This is a genomic window from Rhodococcus sp. PvR099, assembly GCF_017833315.1.
Classification (GTDB): Bacteria; Actinomycetota; Actinomycetes; order Mycobacteriales; family Mycobacteriaceae; genus Rhodococcus_G; species Rhodococcus_G oryzae.
Map to the genome: position 1 here is coordinate 1,305,001 of NZ_JAFIBV010000001.1, position 15,554 is coordinate 1,320,554.

Annotated in this window: 16 protein-coding genes (1 of these 16 running past the window's edge); 3 read left to right on the forward strand and 13 right to left on the reverse strand. The window is 69.6% G+C overall.

The genetic code is table 11. The annotated features are described in order from the left end of the window. On the reverse strand, nucleotides 1–42 hold the 5' portion of the coding sequence (gene tyrS / locus JOE46_RS05865; protein ID WP_097213268.1) for a tyrosine--tRNA ligase. The gene continues 1,233 nt to the left of window position 1, outside the view; the window shows 42 of its 1,275 coding nt (coding positions 1–42); its start codon is at nucleotides 40–42; its stop codon lies off the left edge, out of view. After that, the gene (locus JOE46_RS05870) at nucleotides 39–665 is read right to left on the reverse strand and encodes a DNA-3-methyladenine glycosylase (protein ID WP_097213267.1); all 627 of its coding nucleotides are present in this window, start codon (nucleotides 663–665) and stop codon (nucleotides 39–41) included. Before JOE46_RS05870 ends, tyrS begins: the two co-directional genes overlap by 4 nt. A gap of 109 nt (nucleotides 666–774) precedes the next feature. On the opposite strand from JOE46_RS05870, the gene JOE46_RS05875 reads away from it, so the two are divergent. Genes JOE46_RS05875 through JOE46_RS05885 form a run of 3 tightly spaced genes read left to right on the forward strand, consistent with a single transcriptional unit; the run spans nucleotide 775 to nucleotide 2,881 of the window. Further along, on the forward strand, nucleotides 775–1,518 hold the full coding sequence (locus tag JOE46_RS05875) for an ABC transporter ATP-binding protein (protein ID WP_097213266.1): 744 nt from the start codon (nucleotides 775–777) through the stop codon (nucleotides 1,516–1,518). Continuing rightward, entirely contained in the window at nucleotides 1,515–2,270 is a 756-nt protein-coding gene (locus JOE46_RS05880; RefSeq protein WP_077041790.1) for an ABC transporter permease, read from the forward strand. Before JOE46_RS05875 ends, JOE46_RS05880 begins: the two co-directional genes overlap by 4 nt. Next, complete coding sequence (locus JOE46_RS05885) at nucleotides 2,267–2,881, forward strand: TetR family transcriptional regulator (RefSeq protein WP_209926525.1); 615 nt, start codon at nucleotides 2,267–2,269, stop codon at nucleotides 2,879–2,881. Before JOE46_RS05880 ends, JOE46_RS05885 begins: the two co-directional genes overlap by 4 nt. A gap of 1 nt (nucleotide 2,882) precedes the next feature. On the opposite strand, the gene JOE46_RS05890 is transcribed toward JOE46_RS05885, so the two are convergent. The 11 genes from JOE46_RS05890 to JOE46_RS05940 all read right to left on the reverse strand — a co-directional run bounded on the left by JOE46_RS05890 (nucleotide 2,883) and on the right by JOE46_RS05940 (nucleotide 15,512). Continuing rightward, nucleotides 2,883–3,101, reverse strand: coding sequence for a Trm112 family protein (locus tag JOE46_RS05890; RefSeq protein ID WP_209926527.1), 219 nt, complete (start codon nucleotides 3,099–3,101; stop codon nucleotides 2,883–2,885). Nucleotides 3,102–3,169: 68 nt separating this feature from the next. Beyond that, nucleotides 3,170–6,145: an acyl-CoA synthetase gene (locus tag JOE46_RS05895; protein WP_209926530.1), complete on the reverse strand. Its 2,976-nt coding sequence runs from the start codon at nucleotides 6,143–6,145 to the stop codon at nucleotides 3,170–3,172. 103 nt (nucleotides 6,146–6,248) lie between these two features. Continuing rightward, nucleotides 6,249–7,676, reverse strand: a complete 1,428-nt coding sequence (argH, locus tag JOE46_RS05900; protein ID WP_097213263.1) for an argininosuccinate lyase — start codon at nucleotides 7,674–7,676, stop codon at nucleotides 6,249–6,251. A gap of 2 nt (nucleotides 7,677–7,678) precedes the next feature. Beyond that, nucleotides 7,679–8,878, reverse strand: coding sequence for an argininosuccinate synthase (locus JOE46_RS05905; protein ID WP_027503207.1), 1,200 nt, complete (start codon nucleotides 8,876–8,878; stop codon nucleotides 7,679–7,681). Between the two features lie 70 nt (nucleotides 8,879–8,948). After that, nucleotides 8,949–9,449, reverse strand: coding sequence for an arginine repressor (locus JOE46_RS05910; RefSeq protein ID WP_209928967.1), 501 nt, complete (start codon nucleotides 9,447–9,449; stop codon nucleotides 8,949–8,951). Between the two features lie 14 nt (nucleotides 9,450–9,463). Further along, nucleotides 9,464–10,417 (reverse strand): ornithine carbamoyltransferase, encoded by a 954-nt coding sequence (argF, locus tag JOE46_RS05915; protein ID WP_209926532.1) that lies wholly within the window; start codon nucleotides 10,415–10,417, stop codon nucleotides 9,464–9,466. After that, nucleotides 10,414–11,622, reverse strand: a complete 1,209-nt coding sequence (locus JOE46_RS05920; RefSeq protein ID WP_209926534.1) for an acetylornithine transaminase — start codon at nucleotides 11,620–11,622, stop codon at nucleotides 10,414–10,416. Before JOE46_RS05920 ends, argF begins: the two co-directional genes overlap by 4 nt. Nucleotides 11,623–11,749: 127 nt before the next feature. Then, nucleotides 11,750–12,661: an acetylglutamate kinase gene (gene argB, locus JOE46_RS05925; protein WP_097213260.1), complete on the reverse strand. Its 912-nt coding sequence runs from the start codon at nucleotides 12,659–12,661 to the stop codon at nucleotides 11,750–11,752. Beyond that, complete coding sequence (gene argJ / locus JOE46_RS05930; protein WP_209926537.1) at nucleotides 12,658–13,896, reverse strand: bifunctional glutamate N-acetyltransferase/amino-acid acetyltransferase ArgJ; 1,239 nt, start codon at nucleotides 13,894–13,896, stop codon at nucleotides 12,658–12,660. Before argJ ends, argB begins: the two co-directional genes overlap by 4 nt. Then, the gene (argC, locus tag JOE46_RS05935; protein ID WP_097213258.1) at nucleotides 13,893–14,966 is read right to left on the reverse strand and encodes an N-acetyl-gamma-glutamyl-phosphate reductase; all 1,074 of its coding nucleotides are present in this window, start codon (nucleotides 14,964–14,966) and stop codon (nucleotides 13,893–13,895) included. Before argC ends, argJ begins: the two co-directional genes overlap by 4 nt. Before the next feature lie 57 nt (nucleotides 14,967–15,023). Then, nucleotides 15,024–15,512, reverse strand: coding sequence for a DUF420 domain-containing protein (locus tag JOE46_RS05940; protein ID WP_143548500.1), 489 nt, complete (start codon nucleotides 15,510–15,512; stop codon nucleotides 15,024–15,026). Nucleotides 15,513–15,554 lie beyond the last annotated feature (42 nt).

Sequence of the window (15,554 nt, forward strand, 5' to 3'; positions counted from 1 at the left end):
GAGGCCACGCCAGTGGAGTTCGTCGATGATGTTCACAGTCACGTCCTCGATTCTCCCGCACCAGGGACGACGGACGCACGCGGGCTGCGGCGGTACGCGGAAACCGCTGACGAGGTGGGATCCCACAGCCGCCAGGGCCACTCGGCCGCCCGACTCACCCCGACGCGCGGCCCCTCCTCGTGATCGAGCAGCGGGTCGAGCCGCAACCGGAGCGTGGACCCGCCGGCGAAAAGGTCGGTTCCGTTGTCCGCCAGGGTGATTCCGAGCGCCTGCCCGAGGTTGCCCGGCCCTCGCGCCAGGTCGCGATGACGCTTGTCCGGACCACGGCGCCGCCGCACGATGTCCTCGCCGTCGATCACCTCGGCCGCCCTGAGCAGGACCGCGCCCGCGGTGCCGACGCCCGCGCAGGAGACGTTCATGCACAGATGAAGGCCGTGACTGAGGTAGACGTACAGCCGGCCCGCAGGTCCGAACATCACGGCATTGCGTGGGGTCGGCCCCGGATAGGAATGCGCGGCCGGATCCGGCCACGGCCCCGCCGGATCACTGCCGTATGCCTCGACCTCGACGACTCGCACCGTGACCCCGCCCGCGCTGAGTCGGGCCCCGAGCACCAGACGTGCCGCCGTGAGGGGATCCGCGGCGGCCAGTTCTCGCTCCGACATCTCGCCGATTGTGCCTCGAAGTCGTGCCCACCGGGGTGTTGACACCCACCCATCACCGGCAGAGAATTCATCCAAGGATGATTTCATCACTCGATGAATTGAGGCTTCGATGCCCGGATCGACCACCCGCCCGGCGATCGAGATCTCCGATCTCGTCGTCCGGCGAGGCAGAAACGAAGTGCTGCACGCGCTGAACCTGAGCGTCACAAGCGGATCCATCACCGGGCTGCTCGGACCGTCAGGCTGCGGTAAGACGACCCTGATGCGGGCGATCGTGGGGACCCAGATCGTCGAATCGGGCTCGGTCACCGTACTCGGCGAACCCGCCGGATCGGCATCGCTGCGCCGCCGGGTCGGGTACGTCACCCAGTCCCCCACCGTCTACCTCGACCTCTCGGTCCGCGACAACGTCCGGTACTTCGCCGCGCTGTACGGCCGCCCGGCGGCCGCCGCGGCCGAGGCCATCGACGCGGTAGCGCTCGGCGGCTACTCGGACCAACAGGCCGGACAGCTCTCCGGCGGCCAGCGTGCCCGGGTGTCCCTCGCCTGCGCCCTGGTCGGGAACCCCGAACTGCTGATCCTGGACGAGCCGACCGTCGGGCTCGATCCGGTGCTGCGCGCCGACCTGTGGGATCAGTTCGCCGACCTGGCGGCCGCGGGCACAACGCTGCTCGTCTCCAGCCACGTGATGGACGAGGCCGAGCACTGCCCGGAGCTGCTGCTCATGCGCGAGGGCAGCCTGATCGCCCAGCTCAGCCCCGACGAACTGCGCACAGAGACCGGGCAATCGAGCCTCGAGCACGCCTTCCTCACCCTGATCCGCACCCGCACCGTAGGAGCGCAGCAGTCATGAACGCGCGGATCTACACCGCCAGCACCGGCCGGATCCTCCGCCAGCTCCGTGCCGACCACCGGACGGTCGCGATGATCCTGCTGGTCCCCGCGCTGCTGATGACGCTGCTCTACTTCCTGTACGTGAACGTGCCGACGCCACCCGGCCAGCAGCCGCTGTTCGACCGGATCGCGGTCACCATGCTCGGGATCCTTCCGTTCGTGGTGATGTTCCTGGTCACCTCGATCGCGATGCAGCGCGAACGGAGCTCGGGCACCCTCGAACGACTCCTCACCACGCCGATGTCCAAGCTGGACCTGCTCGGTGGCTACGGCACCGCGTTCTCGCTCGCCGCCGCGGCGCAGGCGATCGTCGCCTGTCTGGTGACGTTCGGGCTGCTCGGCCTGACCACCTCGGGCAGCGTCGGGTTGGTGGTGCTGATCGCGGTGCTCGACGCGACACTCGGCGTCGCGCTCGGCCTGCTCTGCAGCGCCTTCGCCAGGACCGAGTTCCAGGCGGTCCAGTTCATGCCGGTGATCGTGATCCCGCAGCTGTTCCTGTGCGGCCTGCTGGTGCCCCGCGACCAGTTGCCGCAATGGCTGGAATGGATCTCGAACGTGATGCCGCTGAGCTACGCCGTCGAGGCCCTGCAGCAGGTCGCGCGATACCCCGGCAGCACCGCGGTGATGTGGCGGGACCTCGGCGTTGTCGCCGGCTTCGCGGTCGTGGCGCTGTGCCTCGCCGCGGCGACGCTGCGCAGGCGAACGCCATGACCTCTCGCGGTCCCACCGAGGCCGCGGCGCGGTCCGGACGCAGGCCCGGAAACCCGGACACCAAGGAGCTCATCCTCACCGCTGCCCGGAATCAGTTCGCGGACAGCGGTTTCGAGAGGACCTCGGTGCGCTCGATCGCCGCGGAGGCAGGTGTCGACTCGGCGCTGGTGCATCACTACTTCGGCACCAAGCGCGCGCTGTTCCTCGCCGCGGTCGACATGCCGGTGGACCCCCAGGTGATCCTGAGCGCGGTCCTCGACGCCCCGATCGAGGAGATCGGCGAGCTGCTGCTGCGCGGCGTCCTCGGGGTCTGGGAGTCGCCACAGGGCACCGCCGTGCTGGCCGCCTTTCGCGCCGCGATCTCCGGCGAGTCGACCGGGCTGGTGAGTAACTTCCTCACCGAGGTGATCCTGCGCGAGCTCGTCGGGCGGGTCGACGAGCCACCGGGAAGCGGCCAGCTGCGGGCCACCCTGGTCGCATCGCAACTGTCCGGGCTGCTGATCACCCGGTACCTGCTCCGGCTCGAACCGATCGCCTCGCTGTCCGTCGACGAGGTCGTCGTCCTGATCGGACCGACGGTGCAGCGCTACCTGACCGGAGCGGTTGGCTGACCTAGTCGGTGGCAGGTCCGGTGGCGCGCGCGAGCAACGCCTTGTGCTCGTCGTCGCCCACCGTCCGCGCCTCGTCCACCAGCAGGACCGGGATGCCGTCCTCGATGGGGTAGGCGCGGTGCAGCCGAGGGTTGTAGAGCAACTCGTCGTCGACGAGCAGCAGGGGACCCTTGTCCTGCGGGCAGGCCAGGATGCTCAGCAGGGTGGGATCAAGCGCCACGGAAGGTCCTCTCGAGCGTGCGAAGGGCGGGGTCGGCAACAGCCGATGTCGTCGGTAACGCTACCCGGCTATCCGGTCAGTGCCCGACTCCCCTGCTCCTTCAGCTCCGCGATCACCGCCCGGGTCAGGCGGCGATAGCCGTCCTTCTCCGGGTCGTAGTACCACGAGCGCACACCGGGCTTGGGCAGTCCGGCCGCCTTGAGGGCGCTGCGCCTGGGCCGGTACGAGTTGCTGATCGCGATCTCCGGGACGACGTGGATCAGGTCCGGGCGCTGCGCGGGGTCGAGGTCGGCGAGGGCATCCGCCAGATCGACTGCACTGAGGGAACTGTCGGGGAGCAGCGTCAGCGCGGCCACCGCCAGCTCCTCGTCCCCGACGGCGACCCCGTAGGCCACCGCGTTGTCCACGCGCTCGATCCCGCCGAGGGCGTCGACGATCGGTTGCCCGAACACCGGTCCGCGCTTGGCCCGGACCACGGCGTCCTTCTCGTCCATCATCCAGAAGTCGCCGTCGGCGTCCATGGTGAACAGGTGCTCGGTCGGCACCCAGGCGTCGCCGGCGCCGAACACCCCGCGCATGGCGCCGCTGATCGCCTCGTTGTGGGTCGCGTGACCGAGCAGCAGCCCGACCTCCCCGACCCCGCACTCACGAACCAGACCCTGCTCGTCGACCAGGTACTCGCCCCGGATCGGGTCGTACGCGGCGATCCGGACCGGGGTGCTACCGGGCAGCGGACGTCCCTTCGAGCCCGGCTTGGCACCCGAGACGTTCGCCAGAACCACCGCACCCTCGGTGGAGGCATAGAACTCGAGCACCTGTGCCGGCTCGAATCGCTCCATCGTCCGCAGCCACAGGCCGCGCGGCATGCCGGACCCGATGAACAGCCGGATCGGGTTACCGGGGCCGATGGGCAGGTCCTCGCAGTTCACCAGCTCACGCATCATCGTCCACGTGTATGCGACCACGGTCACGCCGTAGCGGTGCACCTCGGCGGCGAACTGCGCGGGATCGAGACCCCTGGTGAGCGCGATCCTCGATCCACCGGCGATCGCGCCGCCGAGCGTGGCCAGGAGGACCGACGAATGGTAAAGCGGAGCAATCGAATACACCGTGTCGCCGCGGCCCAGATTCGCCGCGGTCGCGGTACCGAAGGCGGACAGCGCCCAGCGGTGATTGGTGATGTGCTTCGCCTCGAGATGGCCGCCGGACCGGCTCAACAACACGAAGGCGAGCTCCTGTGCGCGTCCGGGATTCGGTCGGTACCATGCGGGCAACTTCACCTTCGACGGGTCGATCTTCTCGAGATCGATGGTGGCCGAGTTCGGTTCGGTGTCCAGGACCCGCGACTCACCGCCGCCGAGGACCAGCACGTCGACCCCGAGCGAGGTGGCGGAGCGCAGGTTGTCCGGGTCCGTGATGATCGTCTGGACCCCACCGAGGCGCACCGAAGCGGACAGGTCGGCGGTCGGCGGCAGCATGACGACGACGGCGCCGATCCGCGACAGCGCCGCGATCGCGATGAGAGCGCTCGGCCTGGTCTCCATGAGCACGCCGATGCGCTCCGCGGGACGGACACCCGTCGAGATCAGCCCCCGCACCACGTTGTCGATGCGGGTGTTGACGGCCTCGTTGGTGTACACGCGATCGTCGAACAGGAAGCACTCGCCCTTCGGCGACTTGGCGCCCGCCTCGGCCAGCAGCTTGCCGAGCGAGATCGTCGTGTGCGGCTGGATCTGCCCCAGCCTGGCCAACCGGGGTAGCACCCGGATCGCCTCGGCGGACAATTCCCTTGTCCCGCGCATCGTATGCGAGGTGATGTCCAGTACACCCCTGGTGATCCCGACACCCACCTCGGCGATGGATGCCCCTGTGTGCAGGATCCGGTCACTCACCGAGACCCCGGTCTCCGTCGCCGGCTGATCCTCGTAGGTCATCTCGTCGACGGTCTCGGGGCGAGGGCCGAGCCCCTCCCGCCAGCGCACCCATTCGCCTGCCGTCGGCCAGGTCTGAGTTGCCGCGGCGGACCCGACGACGAGCCCGAAGTGGCCTGCACGCAAGGTGGATTCGAAGACCTCGGCGCGCGGTGCCGCCTTCCTGATGCCGCGCACCGCCACGGGCTGGCCGATGTCGTCGACCTCGCCGACGAAGGCCAGGATCGGGCAGCTCAGTTCCGCGAGGGTGACCAGCCGCTCCTGGATGACGAAGCCACCGGACATCATCCGGTTGTGCACGATGAACTGCTTGAGCAGTTCCGCGACGGCCGGACCCGACCAGGCGACCCATCCCTCGGTGGCCAGGAAGCGCCGCTGCTGCTCGCGCGGCAGCAGGGCCTCCCGGTCGTGCAGCTGACGCAGGAAGTCGAGCCGGGACTTCGCGGTCTTGACGGGGTCGAGCAGCTGAAAGCCCGTGCGCGCCATCCATCCCGCGATCGAGAGCCGGGTGAACACGTGATCGGCGAGAAAGTCGGCGGCCCTGGTCGCGACGCCCTCCGGGATGCCGAGCGGGAGCGCCGCGAGCGTGTCGACGGGCGCCCCGAAGGTGATCACGCTGGCCAGGTTCTTGCACCGCCGGTAGGCCGCGGCCTGGTAGCAGAACATTCCGCCCTGGGAGTATCCGGCGAGGTGCACGTCCCGGCCGGTGTGCTCGTGCACCCGGTCGATGATGTCGCTGATGGCGACGACGTGGTCGGCCAGGGTGCGGTTCCAGCCGCCGTCCTCACTGTCCGGCGACCCGAAGTCGACCACCCACGGGTCGAGACCCATCGCGTGCAGGACACCGACCGCGCCCTGGTCCTGCGCGACGTCGTACACATCCGCCGACATCATCATCGGCGGCACGAGCACGATCGGCGGCCGCGAGCCGTCGGTGGCCTCGTCCGCGAAGTACCGGCGCAGCCGGAACATCGGCTCCCGCTCGACCACCCGGAACTGCGACGGACGGGCCTCCGTCTCCAGGCCGCCCAGCCGAATCACCTCGAGACCGTTCTGAGCGGTGGCCACGACACGACGCACCGAGCCGTTCAGAACCTCTGGATACCAACTCACTTCTGCGTCCCCCCAAGGGATGATCGATGGTGACTCAGATCACACTATATTCCCCGCGCGCAGCCGGTGAACGCACCCCGCCGCACGCTCTCCTCGGGGTGACCTACCGGTCGATCCAGGCACGCCGCACGTGCGAGGTCTCGCGGACGCCGCCGAGCTGACGGGCGACCTGTACACCGGCGGTGCCACCCCGCGCGTTACGCGAGGCGATCGAACCGGCGACCGTGAGGACCTCCCGCACCGCGGGGGTCAGCGCCGGATCCACGGACGCCAGCTCCTCGTCGGTCAGCTCCTCGAGCCCGACTCCCCTGCCCTCGGCGACCCGGACGCAGGCACCTGCCGCCTCGTGCGCGACCCGGAACGGAACCCCCTGCCGCACCATCCATTCCGCGATGTCGGTGGCGAGCGTGAACCCGGCCGGCGCCAGCTCCGCCATCCGGTCGGTGTGGAACTCGAGGGTCGAGACCAGTCCGGTGATCGCGGGCAGCAGCAGCTCGAGCTGCGCCACCGAGTCGAACACCGGCTCCTTGTCCTCCTGGAGATCCCGGTTGTACGCCAGCGGCTGAGCCTTCAGCGTCGCGAGCAGGCCGGTGACGTTTCCGATCAGCCGGCCCGCCTTGCCGCGGGTCAGCTCCGAGACGTCCGGGTTCTTCTTCTGCGGCATGATCGACGAACCGGTCGACCAGGCGTCAGCGAGGGTGATGTAGCCGAACTCCGGAGTGCTCCAGATGATGACCTCCTCGGCCATCCTGGAGAGATCGACCGCGATCATCGCGAACACGAACGCCGCCTCCGCCGCGAAGTCCCGCGACGAGGTGGCATCGATCGAGTTGTCCGCGGAGGAGTCGAAGTTCAGCTCCGCCGCGATGGCCTCCGGATCGAGACCGAGCGACGAACCGGCCAGTGCCCCCGAACCGTACGGGGACACCGCCGCCCGCTTGTCGAAGTCCTCCAGGCGCTGCACATCACGCAGCAGCGGGTGCGCGTGCGCCAGCAGGTGGTGCGCGAGCAGCACCGGCTGCGCGGCCTGCAGGTGCGTCTTGCCGGGCATCACCGCGTCGGGATGGGCGGCCGCCTGGGTGGCGAGGGCGTCGACGACGTCGAGCACCCCGGCCGCCACCCGGCGGGCCGCGTCGCGCAGCCACATCCTGAACAGGGTGGCCACCTGGTCGTTGCGGGAACGGCCCGCGCGCAGGCGTCCCCCGACCTCGGTGCCCACCCGTTCGATCAGGCCACGCTCGAGGGCGCCGTGCACGTCCTCGTCGGAGTCCGCAGGCACGAACGCCCCGCTGGCCACGTCGTCCGCCAGGCGGGTCAGCCCGTCGAGCATCGTCGCGAGGTCGGCGTCACTGAGCAGGCCGGCCTTGTGCAGCACCCGTGCGTGCGCCTGCGAGGCGCGCACATCGTAGGGCGCGAGCACCCAGTCGAAGTGCGTCGACTTGCTCAGCGCCGCCATGGCCTCGGCCGGACCGGAGGCGAACCGGCCGCCCCACAGGGCGCCTTCATTCGTACCGTGCGAACTCTCCGACATGCCTACAGACCCAGGTCCCGCTTGGCCGCGACCTTCGAGGACAGGCCGTGGATGTTGACGAAGCCCTTGGCGTAGGACTGGTCGAACGAGTCGCCCTCGTCGTAGGTGGCGAGGTTGAAGTCGTAGAGCGACTCCGGGCTGCGACGTCCGTTGACGGTGATCGCGCCACCGTGCAGGAACAGCCGGATGTCACCGGTGACCCGCTCCTGGGTCTTGGCGACGAACGAGTCCAGCGCGTCCTTGAGCGGGGAGAACCAGAGGCCGTCGTAGACCAGCTCGGACCAGCGCTGCTCCATCTGACGCTTGTAGCGACCGAGCTCGCGCTCGAGGGTGACGTGCTCGAGCTCCTGGTGGGCGGTGATGAGCACCATCGCGCCGGGGGCCTCGTAGATCTCGCGGCTCTTGATGCCGACGAGACGGTCCTCGACCACGTCGAGGCGGCCGACGCCCTGGGCACCGGCGCGCTTGTTGAGCTCCTGGATGGCCTCGAGCACGGTGACCGGCTTGCCGTCGATCGCGACGGGCTTGCCCGCCTCGAAGCTGATGATCAGTTCGTCGGGCGCGTTCCAGTTGACCGTGGGGTCCTGGGTGTAGTCGTAGACGTCCTTCGTCGGCGCGTTCCACAGGTCCTCGAGGAACCCGGTCTCCACGGCGCGGCCCCAGACGTTCTGGTCGATCGAGAACGGCGACTTCTTGGAGACGTTGATCGGGATGTTGTTCTCTTCGGCGAACTTGATCGCCTTCTCGCGGGTCCACGCGTAGTCGCGGACCGGCGCGATGACCTCGAGGTCGGGCGCGAGGGCGCCGAAGCCGACCTCGAAGCGGACCTGGTCGTTGCCCTTGCCGGTGCAGCCGTGCGAGACGACGGTGCCACCGTGGGCGCGCGCGGCCTCGACGATGTGCTTGACGATCAGCGGCCGGCTGATCGCAGAGACCAGCGGGTACCGGTCCATGTACAGCGCGTTGGCCTGGATCGTCGGCAGGCAGTACTCGTTCGCGAACTCGTCGCGGGCGTCGACCACGACGGACTCCACCGCGCCGCAGTCGAGGGCACGCTGACGCACGACCTCCATGTCCTCGCCGCCCTGGCCGAGATCGATGGCGACGGCGACGACCTCTTTGCCCGTCTCCTTGCCGATCCAGCTGATGGCCACTGAGGTGTCCAGCCCGCCCGAGTAGGCGAGTACGACGCGTTCAGCCATGGTCTTTGTGCTCCTTCAGGTTGTAACTCTTCACAAGATCTTCAGTTGTCAGCCGGCGGATTCGAACCCGTCAGGCGAGTTTCTCGACCATCTCCGCCAGCTGTGCGCCGGTGAGTGGTTCGCGGGCGATAACAAGAATGGTGTCATCCCCGGCAATGGTTCCGACAACCTCGGGCAGCGAAGCCCGGTCGAGGGCGCTCGCGAGGTAGTGCGCGGCACCCGGCGGCGTCCGCAGGACCGCCAGGTTTCCACTGGCATCGGTGGACACCAGCAGCTCGCCGAGCAGCCGCGAGAGCCGGTCGGTACCCCCGGACACCCCGCGGACCGGGCTGCCGTCCTCGGGCACCACGTAGACACCCGCGCCCCCGTCCGCGGCCCGCAGCTTCACGGCCCCGAGCTCCTCGAGGTCGCGCGACAGCGTGGCGTTGGAGACCTCGATGCCCTCGGCCGCGAGCAGCGCCGAGAGCTCCGGCTGGCTGCGCACCTCGTGCACCGACAGCAGGGCGGTGATCCGGGCCTGCCTGCCCGCTCGGGTCGGCGCGACGGTGACCTTCGCCGACGCCACCGCCATCGGCTTGGCGGTGGTCACGGCCGGCTCCCCGGTCCGCCCCGCTGCTCGAGCAGCCACACCAGCAGCGCCTTCTGCGCGTGCAGCCGGTTCTCCGCCTCGTCCCAGACCGCGCTCTGCGGCCCGTCGATCACCTCATCGGTGATCTCCTCGCCGCGGTGCGCGGGCAGGCAGTGCAGCACCGTCACGTCCGGGGCCGCGTGCGCCAGCAGCGCGGCGTTGATCTGGAACGGCCGGAACGGTCCGACCCGGTCGAGGCCGTCGTTCTCCTGGCCCATCGACGTCCACGTGTCGGTGACCAGGGCGTCGGCACCCTTGGCGCCCGCGACCGGGTCGTCGGTCAGCGTGATCGTCGCGCCGGTCTGCTCGGCGCGGGCCCTGGCCGCCTCGACGATGTAGTCGAGCGGCGCGAAGCCGGCAGGCGCCGCGATCGTGACGTCGATGCCCGCGGTGACGCCGCCGAGCAGCAGCGAGTGCGCCATGTTGTTGGCACCGTCGCCGAGGTAGGTCAGCTTGAGGCCCTTGAGCTCGCCCTTGCGCTCGGCGAGCGTCTGCAGGTCCGCCAGCACCTGGCACGGGTGGAACTCGTCGGACAGCGCGTTGACGATCGGCACGGTCGCCCCCGCCGCCATCTGTTCGAGCCGCTTCTGCCCGAAGGTGCGCCAGACCACCGCGTCGACGTACCGCGAGAGCACCCGACCGGTGTCCTGCAGCGTCTCCTCGCGGCCGAGCTGGGTGCTGCGACCGTCGACGACGACCGCGTGCCCGCCGAGCTGGGCGATGCCCATCTCGAAGGAGAAGCGCGTCCGGGTGGAGTTCTTCTCGAAGATCACTCCGACGCCACGGGGGCCCTCCAGCGTCCGCTTCGCGAACGGGGACCGCTTCAGCTCCGCGGCGAGCGCGAGGACCTCGGCCTGCTGGGCGGGCGTGAGGTCGTCGTCCCTCAAGAAGTGCTTGACGGTCGTGCTCATTTCTGTCCCTCCACCACATCGAGGATCGCGGGCAGTGCCGCGACGAATCCGTTCGCCTGCTCCTCGGTGAGGATCAGCGGCGGCGCCAGCCGGATCACGCCGGGCGCCGGTGCGTTGACCAGGAACCCGGCGTCACGGGCCGCGGCCTCCACCGCGGGGGCCACGTCCCGGGTCAGCACGACGCCGAGCAGCAGCCCGGCACCGCGGACGTGGTCGATCAGCGGGTGACCGAGGTTCTCGATCCCGTGCGTGATCGACTTGCCGAGGGTGTCCGCATGACTGATCAGGTCCTGATCGGCGACCGTCCGCAGCACCGCGAGCGCGGCCGCCGCGCACACCGGATTGCCGCCGAAGGTGGTGCCGTGCTTACCGGGCCCGAACAGTTCGGCCGCCGCACCGGTGGCGATGCAGGCCCCGATCGGCATGCCGCCGCCGAGACCCTTGGCCAGGGTCATCACGTCCGGCACGATCCCGACGGCCTGGTGCGCGTAGAACCAGCCGGTGCGGCCGATCCCGGTCTGCACCTCGTCGAGGATCAACAGCGCACCGCGGTCCGCAGTGATCTGCCTGGCCGCGGCCAGGTAGCCGTCGGGCGGCACGACGACGCCGCTCTCGCCCATGATCGGTTCCAGGAACACCGCGGCGGTGTCGGCGTCGACCGCCCGGTCGAGCGCCTCGATGTCGCCGTAGGGCACGTGCGAGACACCGGGCGGCATCGGCTCGAAGGGCGCCCGCTTGGCGGGCTGCCCGGTGAGCGCGAGCGCCCCCATGGTGCGGCCGTGGAACGCATTCTCGGCGGCGATGATGTTGGGCCTGCCGGTGGCCCGCGCGAGCTTGAACGCGGCCTCGTTGGCCTCGGTGCCCGAGTTGCACAGGAACACCCGGCCGTGCACATCCCCCGTCGCGCCGCTCGCCCCGTGTGCGCCGAGATGCGCGAGCAGCTGCTCGGCGAGCGCGATGCCCGGCTCGGTGGCGTACAGGTTCGAGGTGTGGCCGAGCGTGGAGAGCTGCGCGGTGACTGCCTCGACGATTGCGGGGTGCGCGTGTCCGAGGATGTTGACGGCGATCCCGGCCAGCAGGTCGAGATACTGCTTGCCGTCGGCGTCCGTGACCACCGCGCCCTCGCCGCGGACCAGGGCCAGGCGCGGGACCCCGTAGGTGTCCATCAACGCGTTCGACCAGCGCTGCTGCAGAGGTTCGGTCATGAGGCGAGGTCCTTCCGGAGCATCGTAGTAAGTGCCGTCGGTGCGGCACCGTGGCGGTAATCGGATACAGCGAAGCGAGGAACGCAACGAGGAGCGGACGGAAGGGCCGCGACGGGGTGCACGGTCATCACTGCCCTTCCTGATTCGTCTGGGTGACCATGGTGCCGATGCCCTCGCCCGTGAGCAGCTCCAGGAGCACCGAATGCGCCACCCGGCCGTCGATCACGTGCGCCGACGAAACCCCACCGTGCACCGCCCGCAGGCAGGCCTCCATCTTGGGGACCATCCCCGCGTCGAGCGTCGGCAACAGCAGTTCCAGTGCGGCCGAGTCGATCTCACTGGCGAGGGAGGAGCGGTCCGGCCAGTCGGTGTAGAGGCCCTCGACGTCGGTGAGCATCACCAGCTTCTCCGCGCCGATCGCCTCGGCAAGCGCCGCGGCCGCGGTGTCGGCGTTGATGTTGTGCACGACCCCGTCCGCGTCGGGCGCGATCGTGGAGACCACCGGGATCCGGCCTGCCTCGATCAGGTCGAGCACCGCGTCCGGGTTGACCGTGGTGACGTCGCCGACGAGCCCGATGTCGGTAGCCACCCCGTCGACCTGGACCGTGCGCCTGGTCGCGGTGAACAGGTGAGCGTCCTCGCCCGAGATCCCGACCGCGTACGGGCCGTGGCTGTTGATCAGGCCGACGAGCTCGCGCCCCACCTGACCGAACAGCACCATCCGGACCACGTCCATCACCTCGGGGGTGGTGACACGGAAGCCCCCGCGGAACTCACCCTCCATGCCGAGACGCTTGAGCATGGCATTGATCTGCGGGCCGCCGCCGTGCACCACGACAGGGTGGATGCCGACGGTGCGCAGGAACGCCATGTCCGCGGCGAAGGCCCGCTTGAGGTCGTCGTCGACCATCGCGTTGCCGCCGTACTTGACCACCACGATCTTTCCGTGGAACCGCTCCAGCCAGGGCAGTGCCTCCGCGAGGACGTGTGCCTTCTCGGTGGCGGTGATGTGCTCGATGCTGTCGATGTGCCGGGTCATGACGAGTACGCCGAGTTCTCTTCCACGTACGCGTGCGAGAGGTCGGTCGTGCGGATGGAGACCTCGGCATCACCGACGCCGAGCTCGATCCGCAGCGCGATGTCGATGCCGGAGAGGTCGACCTCCCTGGCGCCGGGCGCGCCGACCCCGTCGATGCAGACCGGGTTTCCGTTGAAGGACACCGAGATCCGGTTCGGGTCGAGCTCGATCGGGGCGATACCGACGGCAGCGAGGACGCGGCCCCAGTTCGGGTCGGAACCGAAGAGCGCCGTCTTGACGAGACTGTCGCGGGCAACGGTCCGAGCGGCGACGAGCGCGTCCTGCTCGGAGGCCGCACCGGACACCGTGACGGTGACCCGCTTGGTCACGCCCTCCGCGTCGGCCATCAGCTGGTCGGCCAGGTCGTCGCAGACCGCGAGCACGGCGGCGTTGAGCTCTTCCTGGCTGGGCGCAACGGAACTCGCACCCGAGGCGAGGAGGAGCACGGTGTCGTTGGTGGAGGTCGCGCCGTCCACGTCCAGCCTGTCGAAGGACAGCCGGGTCGCGTTGCGGAGCGCCTCGTCGAGCTGCTCGGCGGTGGCGATCGCGTCGGTGGTGACGACACAGAGCATGGTGGCCAGCGCGGGGGCGAGCATGCCCGCACCCTTGGCCATGCCACCGACGTTCCACTTGTTCGTGTGATGCAGCGCAGCCTGCTTCGGCACGGTGTCGGTGGTCATGATCGCGTAGGCGGCGTCGGTGCCGCCAGAGATCCCGCCCGCCAGTTCGTGCACGATCTCGGTGACGCCCGCGAGGAGCTTGTCCATCGGCAGCCGGTCTCCGATGAGTCCGGTCGAGCACACCGCGACCTCCCCGGCGCTGGTCTCGGTGCCCCAGTCGCTCAGCGTCGCGGCGACGTGCTCGGCGGTCTGATGGGTGTCCTGGAATCCGGGCGCGCCGGTGCAGGCGTTGGCGCCGCCGGAGTTCAGCACGACCGCGCGGACCCTGCCGCCGGTCAGCACCTGCTGCGACCACAGCACCGGCGCGGCCTTGACCTTGTTGCTGGTGAACACCCCGGCGGCGGCGGTGTCCGGGCCCTCGTTGAAGACCAGGGCCAGGTCCTGGCGTCCGCTGACCTTGATGCCCGCCGCGATGCCTGCGCCACGGAACCCGGCAGGCGCGGTGACGCCCTGGGTGCGCACGAGCTTGCCGCCTGCGACGGCGACCGAGTCGGGGATGACGGGGGTGGTGTTCACGGGGCTACTCCCACTGTCGAGAGACCATCGGTCTCGGGCAGGCCAAGGGCAAGGTTCATCGATTGCACGGCGCCGCCCGCGGTTCCCTTGGTGAGGTTGTCGATGGCGGCGATGACGACGAGCAGGCCCGCGTCGGCGTCGACCGTGACGCCGATCTGGGCGGCATTGGATCCGATCACGGCGCCGGTCTGCGGGAAGACGTGCTCGGGCAGCACGTGCACGAAAGGCTCATCGGCGTAGGCCTTTTCGTACACCGCGCGAGCCTCCGCCTCGGTGACGGTGGTCGGCGCGGTGCAGGTGGCCAGGATGCCACGGGGCATCGGCGCCAGCACCGGGGTGAAGGACACGGTGACCTCGGTGCCCGCGAGGGGCGAGAGGTTCTGGATGATCTCGGGAGTGTGCCGGTGCACGCCGCCGACCCCGTACGCCCGGGCCGACCCCATCACCTCGGAGCCGAGCAGGTCGGCCTTGGGCGCGCGGCCCGCACCGGAGGTGCCGCTGACCGCGACCACGGTCACCCGAGGCTCGACGATCCCGGCCGCGACCGCGGGGGCGAGGGCGAGGCTGGCCGCGGTCGGGTAGCAGCCGGGGACCGCGATCCGGGTCGCGCCGACGAGCTTCTCCCGGTGGCCCGGCAGTTCCGGCAGGCCGTACGGCCAGGTCCCGGCGTGCTCGCTCTTGTAGTACTTCTCCCAGTCCGCCGCACTCGCCAGCCGGAAGTCGGCGCCGCAGTCGATGATGACGGTGCTCTCCGGCAACTGCTTGGCGATCTCGGCCGAATTGCCGTGCGGCAGACCGAGGAACACCACGTCGTGGCCGGCGAGCTGCTCGACGGTCGTCGGCTCGAGGACGCGATCGGCCAGCGGCAGCAGGTGCGGATGATGTTCGCCGAGCGTGCTGCCCGCGTTGCTTCCCGCAGTGAGGGCGCCGATGGTCAGCGAGCCGTCGCGATAGGCGGGGTGCCCCAACAGCAGTCGAAGGACCTCACCGCCCGCGTATCCGCTCGCACCGGCGATGGCGACCCGGATCGGCGTGGACGCCGGGCCTGAGGAAGCTGCTGAAGTGACCATACGATTGATTATGCATCATCATGCAAGCCCATTCATATCCAGGGCCGCGGGCTGAGGTCAGACGACGAATGCAACCCAGTAGAAGGCCCAGCAGGACACCGCGGTCAAGGTCATGCCGATCGCGGCGATCCGAGCCCATCGCCGATGCCACGCACTGTGGACCCCTGGCTGCGGCGAGCTGCCGAAGTTCCGCATCGCCCGAACGATTACCACCGGCCACAGCAGGACCGAGAAGACGGCGAAGACCAGGTGGACCCACAGCACCGACCACACCAGGCTCGACGCCGAGCCGCCGACAACACCCGCGGACCGCTCCTCCCACCCATTGAAGCGCACGTCCAACTCGAAAAGGACGACCGCCACGAGCAGCGCGACGCCGAGTGCCAGCTGCACCGACCTGTGCAACCGGAAGCGCCTGCCGACCCTGACCTGATAGACGCTCCAACCGAGGACCACGACCACAAGTGCCATCAACAGCACCATCATGTCCATGGCCGAGGAGGCCCTCGTGCCGAGGAAGCCGTCGATCCCACTGAAATCGTTCATCGCCGAAACCACACCCTTGTCCCAATCTTCCCGACACCGTGT